The 16,499-nt window shown below is 68.4% G+C and carries 13 protein-coding genes and 1 pseudogene; 9 read left to right on the top strand and 5 right to left on the bottom strand.

The genetic code is table 11. The annotated features are described in order from the left end of the window. Window positions 1-320 precede the first annotated feature (320 nt). Together AC1RR5_RS26025 and AC1RR5_RS26020 are read left to right on the top strand one after the other, a co-directional pair. Window positions 321-524: pseudogene (locus tag AC1RR5_RS26025) on the top strand (cold-shock protein); the annotation flags it as partial. Between the two features lie 144 nt (window positions 525-668). After that, the gene (locus AC1RR5_RS26020) at window positions 669-863 is read left to right on the top strand and encodes a cold-shock protein (RefSeq protein WP_492926548.1); all 195 of its coding nucleotides are present in this window, start codon (window positions 669-671) and stop codon (window positions 861-863) included. 216 nt (window positions 864-1,079) lie between these two features. Here the strand turns inward: AC1RR5_RS26020 and AC1RR5_RS26015 are convergent, their stop codons facing one another. Continuing rightward, window positions 1,080-3,368, bottom strand: a complete 2,289-nt coding sequence (locus AC1RR5_RS26015; RefSeq protein WP_492926544.1) for an NADP-dependent malic enzyme — start codon at window positions 3,366-3,368, stop codon at window positions 1,080-1,082. Between the two features lie 337 nt (window positions 3,369-3,705). Between AC1RR5_RS26015 and uraH the strand changes: the two genes are divergently transcribed. The 5 genes from uraH to guaD are packed head-to-tail and all read left to right on the top strand — an operon-like array spanning window position 3,706 to window position 10,103. Next, on the top strand, window positions 3,706-4,053 hold the full coding sequence (uraH, locus tag AC1RR5_RS26010; protein ID WP_492926542.1) for a hydroxyisourate hydrolase: 348 nt from the start codon (window positions 3,706-3,708) through the stop codon (window positions 4,051-4,053). Beyond that, entirely contained in the window at window positions 4,053-5,489 is a 1,437-nt protein-coding gene (gene xdhA, locus AC1RR5_RS26005) for a xanthine dehydrogenase small subunit (RefSeq protein ID WP_492926540.1), read from the top strand. Before uraH ends, xdhA begins: the two co-directional genes overlap by 1 nt. Continuing rightward, a complete protein-coding gene (gene xdhB, locus AC1RR5_RS26000) occupies window positions 5,482-7,824 on the top strand; it encodes a xanthine dehydrogenase molybdopterin binding subunit (protein WP_492926538.1) in 2,343 nt (780 codons plus the stop codon). Before xdhA ends, xdhB begins: the two co-directional genes overlap by 8 nt. Further along, window positions 7,817-8,830 (top strand): xanthine dehydrogenase accessory protein XdhC, encoded by a 1,014-nt coding sequence (xdhC, locus tag AC1RR5_RS25995; RefSeq protein WP_492926536.1) that lies wholly within the window; start codon window positions 7,817-7,819, stop codon window positions 8,828-8,830. The genes xdhB and xdhC overlap by 8 nt, the downstream gene beginning before the upstream one ends. Next, window positions 8,817-10,103 (top strand): guanine deaminase, encoded by a 1,287-nt coding sequence (guaD, locus tag AC1RR5_RS25990; protein ID WP_492926534.1) that lies wholly within the window; start codon window positions 8,817-8,819, stop codon window positions 10,101-10,103. The genes xdhC and guaD overlap by 14 nt, the downstream gene beginning before the upstream one ends. A gap of 116 nt (window positions 10,104-10,219) precedes the next feature. On the opposite strand, the gene AC1RR5_RS25985 is transcribed toward guaD, so the two are convergent. From AC1RR5_RS25985 to AC1RR5_RS25970, 4 genes are read right to left on the bottom strand one after another with little or no spacing between them, the layout of a single operon-like run. Continuing rightward, the gene (locus tag AC1RR5_RS25985) at window positions 10,220-11,185 is read right to left on the bottom strand and encodes a nucleoside hydrolase (protein WP_492926532.1); all 966 of its coding nucleotides are present in this window, start codon (window positions 11,183-11,185) and stop codon (window positions 10,220-10,222) included. 9 nt (window positions 11,186-11,194) lie between these two features. Further along, a complete protein-coding gene (hpxZ, locus tag AC1RR5_RS25980) occupies window positions 11,195-11,611 on the bottom strand; it encodes an oxalurate catabolism protein HpxZ (RefSeq protein WP_492926530.1) in 417 nt (138 codons plus the stop codon). Beyond that, a complete protein-coding gene (locus AC1RR5_RS25975) occupies window positions 11,608-12,990 on the bottom strand; it encodes an AtzE family amidohydrolase (protein WP_492926528.1) in 1,383 nt (460 codons plus the stop codon). Before AC1RR5_RS25975 ends, hpxZ begins: the two co-directional genes overlap by 4 nt. Next, window positions 12,987-13,205 (bottom strand): hypothetical protein, encoded by a 219-nt coding sequence (locus tag AC1RR5_RS25970; RefSeq protein WP_492926526.1) that lies wholly within the window; start codon window positions 13,203-13,205, stop codon window positions 12,987-12,989. The genes AC1RR5_RS25975 and AC1RR5_RS25970 overlap by 4 nt, the downstream gene beginning before the upstream one ends. A 223-nt stretch (window positions 13,206-13,428) precedes the next feature. Between AC1RR5_RS25970 and AC1RR5_RS25965 the strand changes: the two genes are divergently transcribed. Together AC1RR5_RS25965 and AC1RR5_RS25960 are read left to right on the top strand one after the other, a co-directional pair. Then, on the top strand, window positions 13,429-14,373 hold the full coding sequence (locus AC1RR5_RS25965; protein WP_492926524.1) for an acetamidase/formamidase family protein: 945 nt from the start codon (window positions 13,429-13,431) through the stop codon (window positions 14,371-14,373). Between the two features lie 122 nt (window positions 14,374-14,495). Next, on the top strand, window positions 14,496-16,478 hold the full coding sequence (locus tag AC1RR5_RS25960) for a calcium-binding protein (protein ID WP_492926522.1): 1,983 nt from the start codon (window positions 14,496-14,498) through the stop codon (window positions 16,476-16,478). The last annotated feature ends 21 nt before the right edge of the window (window positions 16,479-16,499 follow it).

Genomic DNA, 16,499 nt, shown 5'->3' with positions numbered 1-16,499 from the left:
GGGGTGGAGCAGCCCGGTAGCTCGTCAGGCTCATAACCTGAAGGTCACAGGTTCAAATCCTGTCCCCGCACCCAAGGTCCAAAGTTTGTACGCACCCCGTCCGATTGTGGTCGGGGTCTTTTTGTATCTGCACGTGCAAGTTAGAGTGGCATTCGCGCAACGCTCGCCGCGTCAAACGCGAATTTTTCTGCCTTTCGCCGCCTTCCCGTCGATATTCTCCGTTCAAAGCCCATAGCGCATGGCGCGGTTTTGCGTCATGACTTCCGTCGGAAGGACGCGGGCCGACTATCAGCCCGTCGATTGAGGTGTTTGAGGATAATATGGCGAACGGTGTCGTTAAGTGGTTCAACCCGGCCAAGGGCTTCGGTTTCATTCAGCCCGAGGACGGCGGCCAGGACGTGTTCGTCCACATCGCCGCGGTTGAACGTTCGGGCCTGGCGGGCCTGAATGAAGGTGATCAAGTCAACTACGAGCTGGAAGAGGATCGCCGTTCGGGCAAGACCTCGGCCGGCAACCTGCGCGTGACGGGCCAAGGCGCTGTTCCGGCTGGTGGCGGCGGTGGCGCTCGTGGTGGCGCTCGTCCCCCGCGCAGCTTCGACGGTCCGCGCGGCGGCGGTGGCGGCGGCGGCAGCTTCTCGGCCGGCACCGGCGAGAGCGGCACCGGCGTCGTGAAGTGGTTCAACACCACCAAGGGCTTCGGCTTCATCCAGCCGGACAACGGCGGTGGCGATATCTTCGTGCACATCTCGGCCGTGGAACGCGCCGGCCTGCGCGGCCTGAACGAAGGCCAGCAAGTCGGTTTCGAGCTTGAACAGGACCGCCGCTCGGGCAAGACCTCGGCCGGCAACCTGCGCATCCTCTAAGCGCACGTCCTAGGAAAGACCGCCCCGGAGGGACGGTCTTTTCAGAGACTTTTGAGAGGCCCCGCCGACGCTGAGGTGTCGGACGGGGTCTCTTGGCATTCCGGGATAGGCCTTCCCAGGCCGTTCCGAAGCTTCCAAACGCCAAAGAAAAGCCCCGCTGACGCTCGTGCGTCGCGGGGCTTTCTTGCGTTCCGGGCTTAGCCCGTGCGAGGCGCTTTAGGCCTCCGCGCGCGCCCGTTCCGAGGCCGCCTGGTTCACCGCCAGGGCGGTCAGGTTGACGATGCCGCGCGCCGTGACGCTGGGCACCAGGGCGTGCACCGGCTTGCTCATGCCCAGCAGCAGCGGGCCGACCAGCAGGGACTCGGTGGCGGCGCTGAGCAGGGTCAGGCCGATATTGGCCGCGTCCAGGGTCGGCATGACCAGCAGGTTGGCCGAGCCCTTCAGCGGGCTGTCGGCGACCATGCGCTCGCGCAGGTGCTGGCTGAGGGCGGCGTCGGCATGCATCTCGCCATCGACCTCGAGATCCGGCGCCTGCTCGCGCAGGATGGCCAGGGCCTCGCGCATCTTGCGGGCGGTCGGCGAGTTGCTGGCCCCGAACGAAGAGTGCGAGAGCAGGGCGGCCTTGGGTGTCAGGCCAAAGCGCCGGACGGCCTCGGCGGCCAGCTGGGTGCACTCGGCGATCTGCTCGGCGGTCGGGTCGACATTGACGTGGGTGTCGCAGAAGAACAGCGTGCCGTTGTCGAGAATCAGGGTCGACAGGGCGTAGACCCGGCTGACGTTCTCGCGGCGCGGGATGATCGGCAGCACATAGGTCATGTGCTGCCACCAGTCGCCGCTGCCGCCGACCAGGGCGGCCTCGACATAACCCGACGACAGCAGCATCGAGGCGGCCACCGTGCGGCGGCCCTCGACACGGCGCTGGGCGGCGATCGGCGGCACGCCCCGGCGGCCGACCAGGCCTTGGTACTCAGCCACCAGCGGGGCGAAGAGGTCCTTGTCGGTCTGCGGGTCGACGATCTCGACCTTGCCGCCGATGTCCAGGCGCAGGCCCATCTCGGCGATGCGGGCCTTGATGACCTCGCGGCGGCCGATCAGCACGGGGAGGGCCAGGCCCTCGTCGACGACGGTCTGGACGGCGCGCAGCACACGTTCGTCCTCGCCCTCGGCATAGGCCACCTTGACCGGCGCCTTGCGGGCCCGCTCGAACACCGGCCGCATCAGCTGGCCCGAGCGGTAGACGAACAGCTCCAGCTCCTGGCGGTAGGCGTCGAAGTCGGCGATCGGCCGGGTGGCGACGCCGCTATCCATGGCCGCCTTGGCGACGGCCGGCGCGATCTGCAGGATCAGGCGCGGGTCGAAGGGCTTGGGAATGATGTACTGCGGGCCGAACATCGGCGCGACGCCGCCATAGGCCGACGCCACCACTTCCGAAGCCTCGGCGCGGGCCAGCTCGGCGATGGCCTCGACGGCCGCGACCTTCATCGCCTCGTTGATCTCAGACGCGCCGACATCCAGCGCGCCGCGGAAGATGAACGGGAAGCAGAGGACGTTGTTGACCTGGTTGGCGTAGTCGCTGCGACCGGTGGCCATGATGGCGTCGGGGCGGGCGGCTTCGACCAGCTCGGGCAGGATCTCCGGCTCGGGATTGGCCATGGCCAGGATCAGCGGGTTGGGGGCCAGCAGCGGCAGCCACTCGGCCTTGAACACGCGCGGAGCCGAGAGGCCCAGGAAGATGTCGGCGCCGGAGATCACCTCGGCCAGGGTGCGGGCGTCGGTCTGGCGCGCATAACGGGCCATGTTGTCGAGCATGTCGTCGTCGCGACCGGCGTACACGACGCCCTTGATGTCGGTCAGGGTGACGTTCTCGACCGGCAGGCCCATCGAGACCAGCAGGTCGACGCAGGCCAGGGCGGCCGCGCCGGCGCCCGAGGTGACCAGCTTGACGTCCTTCAGGGTCTTGCCCTGGACGAGCAGGGCGTTGCGGACGGCGGCGGCGCAGACGATGGCGGTGCCGTGCTGGTCGTCGTGGAAGACCGGGATGTTCATCCGTTCGCGCAGGGTGCGCTCGATGATGAAGCACTCGGGGGCCTTGATGTCCTCGAGATTGACGCCGCCGAAGGTGGGCTCCAGGGCCGCGACCACCTCGATGAACTTGTCGGGATCCTCGGCGTCGACCTCGATGTCGAACACGTCGATGCCGGCGAACTTCTTGAAGAGGACGGCCTTGCCCTCCATCACCGGCTTGCTGGCCAGCGGACCGATATTGCCCAGGCCCAGCACGGCGGTGCCGTTCGAGATCACGGCCACCAGGTTGCCGCGCGCGGTGTAGTCGCGGGCGGTGTCGGGATTGGCGGCGATGGCTTCGCAGGGCGCGGCGACGCCGGGGGAGTAGGCCAGGCCGAGGTCGCGCTGGGTGGCCATCCGCTTGGTGGCCTCGATCGCCAGCTTCCCGGGCCGCGGCAGACGGTGGTAGTCCAGGGCGGCTTTACGGAAATCCTCGTCCATCGATCGTTCCTCTGGGCGGCCTGCGCGGCGCATCTAGGCGGCTTCATCTCAGCGTGAAGCGTCGGGAACCTTGCTAGCGGTGTTGGCGCGGCAATTCCAACCCTTCGCCGCCTGTCGGGCGATTTTTCTTGGTACCGGTACCAGGTTTCGCCTGCGCGAACGATGGATTCCGGCTCTCACAAGTAATAAATCTATTATATAATGCCTCTGCTTCGGGCGCCTTACGCCCCCTTGTTCGGCGCTAGCCCTTCCGGCGCGACCCGTGTGGGGCAAGGCGCTGGACAAAGGCGCCCGGAGCGACCGAGATCAGAGCGGCAAGAACATCCGAGGGCGGAGCATGAGCGGACTGACGACACACGTCCTCGACCAGGCGGCCGGTAGGCCGGCGGCCGACGTGGTGATGCGGGTGTCGCGGCGCGAGGGCGGGAACGTCCATCTGCTGGCGGAATTCCGCACGGACGCCGACGGCCGTGCGCGGCTTCTCGCCGTGGAGGACCTGAGGGTCGGCGGCTACCGCCTGGAGTTCGCGATCGGCGAGTACTTCACGGCCTCCGGGCTAGCAGTCGCCGAGCCGCCGTTCCTGGACGTCGTGGTCATCGATTTCGCAGTGTCCAACGTCGAGCAGCACTGGCATGTGCCGCTGCTGGTCTCGCCGTACGGCTATTCGACCTATCGGGGCAGCTGATGGGCGAGACGATCCGCTTTCTGCTGGATGGCCACGCGCAGGAGGTCAAAGGGGCCAACCCGACGACGACCCTGTTGGAGCACCTGCGCGGCCCGATGCGGCGGACCGGGACCAAGGAAGGCTGCGCCGAGGGCGACTGCGGGTCTTGCACGGTGCTGGTCGGCGAACAGGACGGCGAGGGTGTCGCCTGGCGCGCGGTCAACAGCTGCATCCAGTTCCTGCCGATGCTGCACGGTAAGGCGCTGATGACGGTCGAGAGCCTGGCTCAGGGTGGCGCGCTGCATCCGGTGCAGCAGGCCATGGTCGACAAGCACGGCTCGCAGTGCGGCTTCTGCACGCCGGGCATCGTCATGTCGCTGTACGCCCGCGCCATCGCGGCCAAGGGCGCGGCGGCGCCGGTCGGCGAGGTGCTGGCCGGGAACCTGTGCCGCTGCACCGGCTACGGCCCGATCATCGAGGTGGCGCAGGGCGTGGCGGCTGAAGCCGCGCCGAAGGTCGACCTGTCGGCGGTGCGCGACGAGACCATGCTGAGCCTGCGCTACGAGGATGAGATCCACGGCGTCACCCGGACCTGGCTGTCGCCGCGCACGGTGGATGAACTGGCCCAAGCCTATCTGGAACATCCGGACGCGACGATCGTGGCCGGGGCCACCGATGTCGGTCTGTGGGTCACCAAGCAGCGCCGGCCGCTGCCGACGCTGATCAGCGTGTCGGAGGTCGCCGAGCTGAAGGCGCTGGAGGAGACGGCTGACGGTCTTCGCATCGGCGCCGGCGTTCGTTATGTCGATGCGATCGAAGCGGTCGCGAAGCTCTATCCGGATCTTGGCGCGATGATGCGGCGGCTGGGCTCCACCCAGGTGCGCAACAGCGGCACGATCGGCGGAAACATCGCCAATGGCTCGCCGATCGGCGACATGCCGCCGGCCCTGATCGCGGCGGGCGCGACGCTGGTCCTGCGGCGTGGCGATGAGCGGCGCGAAATGGCGCTGGAAGCGTTTTTCCTCGATTACGGCAAGCAGGACCGCCGGCCCGGCGAGTTCGTCGAGGCGGTGATCGCGCCCAAGCTGGACGCCGGCCGGATCTTCAAGGTCTTCAAGCTGTCCAAGCGTTTCGACCAGGACATCTCGGCGGTGTGCGGGGCGTTCTCGCTGGCGGTCCAGGGCGGGGTCGTCACGGACGCCCGTATCGCGTTCGGCGGCATGGCGGGCACGCCCAAGCGGGCCGAGGCCTGCGAGGCGGCGCTGATTGGCCAGCCGTGGATCGAGGCGACGATCGAAGCGGCGATGGCCGCGCTCGATACCGACTACAAGCCGATGAGCGACATGCGCGCCTCGGCGGCCTACCGGTCTCTGGCGGTGAGGAATATGCTGCGCAAGGTGTTCCTGGAGAGCCAGGACATCGAAACCCGAGTGATGCCGGAGAGCGCCCATGGCTGACTCCGCAGCCACCGCCCCCGTCGAGACCGCGCCGTTCCAGGGCGTGTCTGCGCCGCTGCCGCATGACAGCGCCGCGCGGCACGTGGCGGGCTCGGCGGTCTATATCGACGACATGCCCGAGCCCGCCGGGTTGCTGCACGTCGCCTTCGGCATGAGCACCAAGGCGCATGCGAAGATTACCCGGATGGACCTGTCGGCGGTGCGCACCGCCCCCGGCGTGGTGCTCGTGTTGAGCGCTGAGGACATCCCTGGCGAGAACGACGTCAGCCCGGTCATCCACGACGACAAGCTGTTTGCCGCTGGCGAGGTCTATTGCGTTGGCCAAAGCCTGTTCGCGGTGGCCGCCACCTCGCTCGCCGCCGCCCGCGCCGCGACCGCCAAGGCCGTGGTCGAGTACGAAGAGCTGCCGGCCGCCATCGACATCGTCGCCGCGCGCGAGATGGACCTGAAGATCGAGGCCAGCCAGCGTATGGCGCGCGGTGACGCCCAGGCCGCGCTCGCGACCTCGCCGCGCCGCGTGCAGGGCAAGTTCACGATCGGCGGCCAGGATCACTTCTATCTCGAAGGCCAGATCGCCTTGGCGACGCCGCGCGAGGACGGTGACGTCCACGTCTGGTCCTCGACCCAGCACCCCACCGAGGTACAGCACCTGATCGCTCGCGTGCTGGGCCGGCCCGACCACAGCGTCACCGTCGAGGTGCGCCGCATGGGCGGGGGCTTCGGCGGTAAGGAGACGCAGGCCTCGCTGTTCGCCGCCGCCGCCGCCTTGGTCGCCGTGAAGACCGGCCGCCCGGCCAAGGCGCGGCCGGACCGCGACGAGGACATGGTCATGACCGGCAAGCGGCATGACTTCGAGGCCGCCTATGACGTCGGCTTCGACGATGAGGGGCGCCTGACCGGCCTGTCGCTGGAGCTGGCCTCGCGCTGCGGGGCGACGACCGACCTGTCGATGGCGATCAACGACCGGGCGATGTTCCACGTCGACAACACCTACTTCCTGCCGGCCATCGAGATCGTCTCGCACCGCTATCGAACCCACACGGTGTCGAACACAGCGTTCCGGGGCTTTGGCGGACCGCAGGGCATGATCGCCATCGAGCGGGTGATGGACGCCGTGGCCGCCGCCATCGGCCTCGACCCGCTGGAAGTGCGTCGCCGCAACCTCTATGGCGGCGAGGGCCGCAACCTGACGCCCTACCACCAGGTGGTGGAGGACAATGTCGCGCCGCAGCTGATCGACGAGCTGGCCGCCTCGTGCGCCTACGAGACCCGCCGCCGCGAGATCGAGGCGTTCAACGCCCAGAGCCCGGTGCTGAAGAAGGGCATCGCCCTGACGCCGGTGAAGTTCGGCATCTCGTTCACGACGACCTTCCTGAATCAGGCCGGGGCGCTGATCCATCTCTACTCCGACGGTTCGATCATGCTGAACCACGGCGGCACCGAGATGGGGCAGGGGCTGAACGTCAAGATCGCCCAGATCGTCGCCAACGCCTTCCAGGTCGAGATCGGTCGCGTGAAGATCACCTCGACCGTCACCGACAAGGTGCCCAACACCTCGGCCACCGCCGCCTCGTCGGGCGCGGACCTGAACGGCATGGCGGCCCTGAACGCGGCCGAGACCATCAAGGCGCGGCTCGTCGAATTCGCGGCCAAGAAGTGGAACTGCCCCGAGCACGACATCGCCTTCACGCCCGACGGCGTGCGGGTCTGCGGCGAGGTGTTCGAGTTCGGCTGGTTCATCCGCCAGGCCTATCTGGCGCGGGTGTCGCTATCCTCGACCGGCTACTACGCCACGCCCAAGATTCACTACGACCGCGCCACCCATACCGGCCGGCCGTTCTACTACTTCGCCTATGGCGCGGCTTGCAGCGAGGTGCTGATCGACACCCTGACCGGCGAGATGAAGGTCACCCGCGCCGACATCCTGCACGACGTCGGCAAGTCGCTGAATCCCGCCATTGACCTCGGCCAGATCGAAGGCGGCTTCGTCCAGGGCATGGGCTGGCTGACCACCGAGGAGCTGGTCTACGACGCCCAAGGCCGCCTGCGGACCCACGCGCCCTCGACCTACAAGATCCCGACCTGCGGCGACCGGCCGGCGCATCTGGATGTCCGCCTGTGGAAGGCCGGCCGCAATGTCGAGGCCACGGTGCATCGCTCCAAGGCCGTGGGCGAGCCGCCGCTGATGCTGGCGATCTCGGTGCACTCGGCGATCAACCACGCCGTTGCCAGCGTCGGCGACCACAAGGTCTTCCCGCAACTGGACGCGCCCGCGACGCCCGAAGCGATCCTGATGGCGTGCGAGGATGTGCGGCGGAGAGCCGCCGATGCGTAACTGGGCCCGCGCCGCCCTGGCTCGCCTGGACGCCCATGACGAGGCCGCCCTGGTCACCGTGCTGGCGACCGAAGGCTCGGCCCCGCGCGAGGCCGGGACCAAGATGGTCGTCTGGCGCGGCGGGCAGTCCGGCACCATCGGCGGCGGCAATCTGGAGTACCGCGTGGCCGACCAAGCCCGGCGGATGCTGGACGGCGGTCAGGCCCACTTCGCGATCCAGGACTATCCGCTGGGCCCGCTGCTGGCCCAGTGCTGTGGCGGCCGCGTGCGCCTGTTCCTCGAGCGCTTGAACGACAACAGCCGCGACTGGCTGACCGAGGCCGCCAAGCGCATGGACGCGGCCCAGCCGTTCGAGGTCCGCACCCGCTTCGATCCCGGCCTGCTGAACAAGGTGGTCGCGCCGATCCTGTCCACCGATAGCGAAGGGCCGGCCGTCTCGTTCGGCGTTGCGCCCGCCACCGCGCGTGGCGCTCGACCCGAACTGGGCGACGTGATGGTCGAGCGCGCCGACGCCCCGCGTCCGCCGCTGTTGCTGTTCGGCGCCGGCCATGTCGGCCAAGCGATCGCCAAGGCCTTCGAGCCGCTGCCGTTCCGCCTGGCCTGGTACGACACCCGCCCCGAGACCGCCGACATCCCCGGCGTCACCGTACTGGAGCCCGACGCGATGGCCGCCAAGGCGACGAGCGCCAGTCCCGACGCCTATGGGCTCGTCCTCACTCACGACCACGCCCTGGACTACGCTCTGGTCGCGGCCGGGCTGGCCGGCGGCGGTTTCAGCTATTTCGGGGTCATCGGCTCGGGCACCAAACGCGCCAGGTTCATGCGCCGGTTACGCGATGATGGTTTCTCGGAAGCCGTGCTGACCCGCCTGACCTGCCCCATCGGCTTGCCACATTTGAAGAGCAAGGCGCCGGAGGTGATCGCGGTGTCGGTGGCGGCCGACCTGCTGATGCGCCAGGAAGCGGCGCGAGCCCGTAATGACGAGAAGACCAGTGCAAGCTTATAGGGCGTCGATCCTCCACCTGCTGGACGATCCCACCAAGAACGAGGAAGGCGCGGTGGCCTTCCACAAGGACGGCCTCCTGCTGGTCGAGGACGGCCGCATCGCCGGCTGCGGCGAGTATGCCGAGCTGTCACCATGGCTGGGCGACGCCGAGCTGCACGACCTGAGCGGCCACCTGATCACGCCCGGCTTCATCGACACCCACATCCACTTCCCGCAGGTCGACGTCATCGCCGCCCACGGCAAGCAACTGCTGGACTGGCTGGAGCAGCACACCTTCCCGGCCGAGGCGGCCTTCGCCGATCCCAAGCACGCGACGGAGACGGCGGCGTTCTTCATCGACGAGCTGCTGCGTAACGGCACGACGACGGCCCTGGTGTTCGGCTCGGTGCACAAGGTCTCGGTCGACGCCCTGTTCGCCGAGGCCTTTGATCGCGACATGCGGCTGATCGCCGGCAAGTCGCTGATGGACCGCAATGCGCCCGACGGCCTGACCGACACGGTCGAGAGCAGTCTTGCCGACATGGAGGCCCTGATCGCCGACTGGCACGGCAAGGGGCGCCTGGGCTACGCCGTCACCCCGCGCTTCGCGATCAGCTGCAGCGACGCCCAGCTGAAGATGGCCGGCGATCTCCTGGCTCTGCATCCGGACGTCTGGATGCAGACCCACCTGTCGGAGAACGTCCACGAGATCAAGGAAACGGCCAAGCTGTTCCCCAAGGCCAAGGACTATCTGGACGTCTATGACCGCTTTGGCCTGCTGCGCCAGCGCTCGGTGTTCGCCCACTGCGTCCACCTGAAGGGCGAGGCGTTCCAGCGCATGGCGGCCAAGGGCGGGGCGGTGGCGTTCTGCCCGACCTCGAACCTCTTTTTGGGCTCGGGCCTGTTCCCGCTGGAGGAGGCCTGCTCGCACGGCGTGAAGGTCGGCATCGGCACCGACGTCGGGGCCGGCACCAGCTTCTCGATCCTCCACACCCTGGGCGAGGCCTATAAGGTGGGCCAGCTGCGGGGGGACTCGCTGGATCCGTTCCATGCGCTGTATCTCGCCACCCTGGGAGGGGCGCGGGCGCTGGACCTGGACAAGGTGATCGGCAACCTGGAGCCGGGGAAAGAGGCCGACTTCGTGGTGCTGGACCTGGCCGCGACGCCGCTGTTGGCGCGGCGGTTGGCGGAGACGAAGAGCCTGGAGAACAAGCTCTTCGCGCTGACGGTGCTGGGGGATGACCGGGTGGTGGCGCGGACGTATCTGGCGGGCGTGGAGCGGTATCGGCGGTAACTTGCCCCCTCCGCGCTTCGCGCTCCTCCCCCGGAGGGGGAAGAAGGGCGCGGCGCCATCCTTCCGCCCGCCTTTGGGGGCGGACGACCTCGCGGAGCGAGGTCAGGTGGGGGAAGTTACCCGTGGGCCGCCTTCATCGTGTCGGCATACAGCTTCAGCAGCCGCTCACCATCGACCGCCACGGTCGCCGCCTGGATCGGCTGATCATCCCAGGCGCTCGGCCCGAACAGCTCACCCTCAGGGCTCTGGCAGGTCTGGCCAAGCGTGATGCCCTCGGTCACCACCCGCACCGCCCCACGGCGTACCTCGAACAGCGTCGGATCGATCACAAATGCCACCGCGGCCGCGTCATGCACGCAGCAGCCGACGATCCCGTCGCGACCGCCGTAGAACGCCGCATAGGGCTTCGAAATCTCGTTCAGGAACCCGCCGGCATCAGAACCACCGGCAGCCAACGCTTCCATGAACGCCGGCGACATCACCACCTGCGTGGTCACGTCCAGGCTGACGGCGGTCAGATCCCACGGCGCGGTGAACACCTGGTCCGCCGCTTCCGGATCGTTCCAGATATTGGCCTCGGCAACCGGGGTGACGTTGCCCGGCTTGCCGGCCACGCCGAACGCGCCGCCCATGATCACCACGGATTTCAGCAAGGTCGCCACTTCCGGATCGGCCTTCAGCGCCAGGGCCAGATTGGTCAGCGGACCGACGGCGCACAGCACCACCTCGCCCGGATATTGGCGGGCCAGGTCGATGATCGCCTGGTGGGCCGGCTTGGCCTCCGGCTGGGCGGGCGCCAGGCCCGTCAGCTCGACGTCGCCCAGGCCGTTGATCCCGTGCACGAAGGTCGGCGACGGGTTGCGCGGGCGGGTCAACGGCTTGTCCGTGCCCTTGTAGACCGGCGCCTTCAGGCCGAAGCGGTCCTTCAGGTACAACGCGTTGCGCGTCGTGGTCTCGATGTCGGAATTGCCGAAGATGGTCGTCACCGCGATCAGGTCGAGGGCGGGGCTCGCCTCGATGAACAGCAGCGCCATGGCGTCGTCGATGCCGGGGTCGGTGTCGAAAATGATCTTGGTCGTCATTCGGAGGCTCTAGCGCTTTTCTACGTCTGAAGCGAGGCGCTGATCAGCCCCGCCTTGCATCAGGGACACGTGGGCCGAGGCGACTTTCCAGCCGTCGTCGGTGCGGATCCAGGTCTGGCTCTGGCGGCCGATCTTGCCGGTGTCGTCGCGGCGGAACTCGACATTGGCCACGGCGAAGTCGGCGCCGAAGGTGGTGATCTCGGTACGCAGTCGCGTGCGGGGCGGCGAGCCGCCGGCGCGGCCGACGCGGAAGGCGGCGATCTCGTCGAAGCTCCAGAGGTTCTCGGCGACGCCCAGGCGCACGGTGTGCGGCGAGTTCCAGAACGCGCCGTCCAGAGCCTCGACGTCGTTGCTCATCAGCGCCGCTTCATAGGCGTCGACCAGGGCGGTGACCTGCGCCAACACAGCGGGATCGTTGACGATCATAGGGCGCCTTTCGGGGCATGGGCCGCGAGCACGCCGTCGCGCTGCAAGCGCAGCGCGGCGGCGAAGGCGAGGTCCTCGCGCCAGGCCGGGGCGATGATCTGCACGCCGATCGGCAACTGTCCGGGGCGGTTCACCGGCGCGGCCACGACCGGCAGGCCGATGTAGCTGATCGGCTGGGTGAAGGCGCCCAGGTTCTTGCGCACCGAGACCGGGACGCCGTCCACCTCCATGGTCGCCTGGCCGATCGGCGGGGCGGGGCACACCGACGCCGGGGCCAGCAGGATGTCGTAGCGTTGGAAGGCCGCGCGGACCTCGTCGCGGAAGACGGTGCGATAGCGCTGGGCCGCGCGGTGCACGCCCTGCGGCAGCAGGGCGCCGGCGAGCAGGCGGTCGCGGACGGCGGGGTCATAGTCCATGGCGCGCGCGGCCAGGTCGGCGTGATGCAGCTCGCCGCCCTCGAAGGCGGTCAGGCTGAAGGCGGCGGCGCGGGCGGCCGCCGCGCCGGGCAGTTGGACCAGGTCTTCAGCCTTCAGCGCCACGGCGACGCGGCCCAGGGCCTCGAGAACCTCGGGGAACGCGCCTTGCTGGAACCAGCCGCCCAGCACGCCGACACGCAAGGGGCGATCGGCCAGTTCGTCGAGGCGGGCCGACAGCGGCTCGGCCTCGCGCACGCAGATGGCGTCGCCCGCGGGATCGGCGCCCTGCAGGACATCATAGGCCAGGGCCAGGTCCTCGACCGACCGCGCGAACGGGCCGACATGGTCCAGGCTCTCGACGAACGGGAAGACGCCCTGGCGCGACAGGCGGCCATAGGTGGGCTTCAGGCCGAACACCCCGCACAGGCCGGCCGGGATACGGATCGAGCCATTGGTGTCCGAGCCCAGGGTCAGGGGCACGAGCCCCGCCGCCACGGCCGCCGCCGATCCGCCCGACGAGCCGCCGGCGACGCGGCTGGGATCGTGCGGATTGCGCACTGGCCCGTCGTGGGCGTTCTCGGTGACGAAGCCATAGGCGAACTCGTCCATGTTCAGCGCGCCGACCAGGATCGCCCCGGCGGCCTCCAGGCGCTGGACCAGGGTCGCGTCGTGGGCGGGCGGGGCGGCGTCGCGGCGGATCTTCGAGCCGGCGATCGTCGGCAGGCCCTGGATGTCGAACAGGTTCTTCACCGCGAACGGCACGCCGGCCAGCGGGCCGGTGACGCGGCCGGCGTCGACCGCCTCGGCCTGGGCGAGCGCGCGCTCGGCGGTCACGGCGGTGAAGGCGTTGATCCCGCCGTCCAGGCGGGCGATGCGCGAGAGGGTGGCCTCGGTCACGGCCCTGGCGGTGACGTGGCCGGCGCGGATCTCGCCGGCGATCTCGACGACGCTGCAGAAGCTCACGGTTCGAACGCCTCCGGAGGCTCGCCGGCGGCCTCGCCCAGCACCGAGACGAACAGGCTGGCCTGGACGCGCAGCAGGGCGACGTTGTCGATCACGCCCGGCAGGATGGCGGACGGAATGGCCAGCTCGCGCTCGGCGGCGCGCGCCGCGGTCCACGGGCCGATCTCGACGTCCTTCAGGTTCAGAAAGCCCTGTGTGTCCGCGTCCAACGTCATGCGGTCCCCAACTGCATAAGTAAGAAAAAACTTCATACACCCGGGTTCGCCGACCGCGCCAGTCCCGCTGGGTTCAGAACGCACGAGCGCCCAAGGCGGCGTCACTCGGCGGCCCGATCGCCCGCGCATCGGGCAGGGAAGGGCGATCGTACATCGAATGACCCGCCACGCCTTGGGTCCGCGCCCGCGTCGGCGCGAGATGCGCTTGTAAGGAAAGGCTTACTTGATGGCGCATCACCGACTGGCTTCGGCCCCCGACACCGTTCGCTTCGGCATGTTCGACGCGGCGTTCGATCCCGTGCTGACGGTGAGTTCCGGCGACAGCGTCACCTTCGAGTGCGTCTCGGGCGGCGTCGAGGTGATGCCACCGCCCGGCTCGCCCTACGCTGTACCCCCGGCGTTGCAGGCGATCCACGATAGCAAGCCCGAGCGCATCGGCCCGCACATCCTGACCGGCCCCGTCGCCATCGCCGGCGCTGAGCCGGGCGACACGCTGGAGGTTCGCATCGAGGCGATCGAGCCGAACAACGACTGGGGCTACTGCGCCGTCCGCCCGCTGGCCGGCACGCTGCCGGAGGATTTCCCCGAGCGTTATGTCAGCCACATCGCCGTCGACAAGGCGCGCGGCGTCTGCAAGCCGGAGTGGGGTCCGGAGCTGCCGCTGGCCCCGTTCTTCGGCACCATGGGCGTCGCGCCGCCGGCCAAGTACGGCCGCCTCTCCAGCCGCGAGCCGCGCGAGCACGGCGGCAACATGGACAACAAGGAGCTGGTCGCCGGCTCGACCCTGTACCTGCCGGTCTGGGTCCCCGGCGCCAACTTCTCGGTCGGCGACGGCCATGGCCGCCAGGGCGACGGCGAGGTCTGCGTCAACGCGCTGGAGATGGGGCTGACGGGGACCTTCACCTTCGTCCTGCACAAGGCGGCGCAGTTCGTTTGGCCCCGCGCCGAGACGCCGACCCACTACATCCTGATGGGCTTCAACGAGGACCTGGACCTGGCCATGAAACAGGCCCTGCGCCAGACCATCGACTTCATCACGGCGCGCTCGAGCCTGACCCGCGTGCAGGCCTATCAGTTCTGCTCCCTGGCCGTGGACTTCCGCATCACCCAGACCGTCAACGGCGAAAAGGGCGTCCACGCGCTGCTGGCCAAGGGGCTGCTGTTCTGAGTAATATTAACTCAGGGTTGCTTTTTATGATTATCGTCTAGAGCGAGAAAAATTCACTTGTCTGCGATCTTGGGTTGATCGCCAATGACCTCGCCCCGATCCGGGGGCTTGGAGGTCCACGCATGTATCTGACCGGAACCGAAGGCGATGACATCCTGATCGGCACGGCCGATGACGACACCATCCTGGGCCTGGGCGGCAATGACGAGCTGCAAGGCGGCGACGGCGACGACCTGCTGATCGGCGGGGCCGGCAGCGACACGCTGGACGGCGGCGCGGGAAGCGACACGGTCAGCTACGAAGACGCCGATCCCGTGGGGGCGATGAGCTTCCTGATGATCCATCTTGGCGGCTCGGCCTGGGAGCTTGGTCCGACCCCCAGTCCATGGTCGGACAAGCTGGTGTCGATCGAGAACGCCATCGGCTCGACGGGCGTGGACTGGATGGTCGGCACGACCGGCGACAACAAGCTCTATGGCGGCGCGGGCAATGACAAGCTGGAAGGCAAGGGCGGCGCCGATGTGCTGGACGGTGGCGACGGCAATGACGCGTTGAGCACCGACAGCTACTTCGATCCGACGCAGCCGGGCTCGTTGATGATCGGCGGCGATGGCGACGACAGCCTGGGCAGCGGCAATTCCAACGACACCATGCTGGGCGGCGCCGGCAATGACAGTCTGAGCGTCAGGAACTATGCGACGATCCGCGTCGTCGACGGCGGGGCGGGCGTGGACACGCTGTCCTTTACCGACGACATCTTCAAGAGCTTCTCCGGCGGCGTTGTCGTCGACCTGGGCAAGACGGGTAGCCAGACGGTCGCCTCGGGCGTGGCGCTGACGATCAGCAACGTCGAGAACCTGACCGGCTCCAACGCCGGCGACACCCTGATCGGCGACGCCAACGACAATGTGCTGAACGGCGGAGCGGGGGCCGATACGCTGCTCGGCCGTGACGGCGATGACAGCCTGCAAGGCGGTGACGGCGACGACCTGCTGATTGGCGGCGCCGGCTACGACACGTTGGACGGCGGCGCCGGTAGCGACACGGTGAGCTACGCCGAAGCCGGGCCGCCGCCTATGTTTGGCTACCTGTTGATCAACCTGGCGGGCCAATACGTCTCGACCATCGGGCCGGGCGGCGCGCCGGTGGACATCCTGGCCTCGATCGAGAACGCGATCGGCTCGAACTATGACGACTGGATGGTCGGCGACGGCGGCGACAACCATCTGTCCGGCGGCGCGGGCAACGACGTGCTCGACGGCAAGGGCGGCGTCGACGTGCTGGATGGCGGCGACGGCAACGACAATATCGTGACGGGCGGCGTCTTCGGCGCCGCGGCGCCGGGCTCGTTGTTGATCGGCGGCGATGGCGACGACAGCCTGGGCAGCGGCAATTCCAACGACACCATGCTGGGTGGGGCTGGCGACGACGCCCTGTCGGTCACCAACTACGCAACGACCCGCATCATCGACGGCGGCGCCGGGACCGACCTCTTGGCATTCTCTTCGCCCAGCTTCACCGGCGGCGTGATCGTTGACCTGAGCAAGACCACCCAGACCATCGCGCCGGGTGTCGTGATCACCCTGACCAATGTCGAGAACCTCAACGGCTCCGAGGCCGGGGACGTCTTGATCGGCGATGCCAACGCCAACGTCATGTATGGTTGGGGCGGCGACGACTGGCTGTACGGCGGTGACGGAAACGATGCGCTCAACGGCGTTGAAGGCGACGACCATCTCGTTGGCGGCGCCGGCCAGGACGGACTGTATGGCGACGTAGGGGCTGACGCCTTCGTGTTCGCCGCGGGCGATAGCGTCTACGGCGCGTCGGATGTGATCCGCGACTTCACGGCCGAGGATCACATCGTGTTCGCGGACGGCCCTGCGGGAACCAGTGGCAACTATCTCGAGCTGGAGACGATCGATTTCCTCGCCGTCGACGCCGCGTTCGCCAGCAGCGGCGTCCGCTATGTGGCGATGCAGGTGTTCTCCGACATCTACCTGTTCGCCGACGACGGTGAGGAGGGGATGGCCTACGACCAGATGGTCATCCTGACCGGGGCCGACCTTTCCTCGATCGACGCCGGTTCGATCCTGGGGCTCTAGCTCCACCTGCGCGCGTGGTGT

The organism is Caulobacter sp. GW821-FHT11E11, assembly GCF_058808315.1.
The sequence above is the reverse complement of the archived record's forward strand: the minus strand, read 5'-3'. Positions and strand labels throughout refer to the sequence as shown.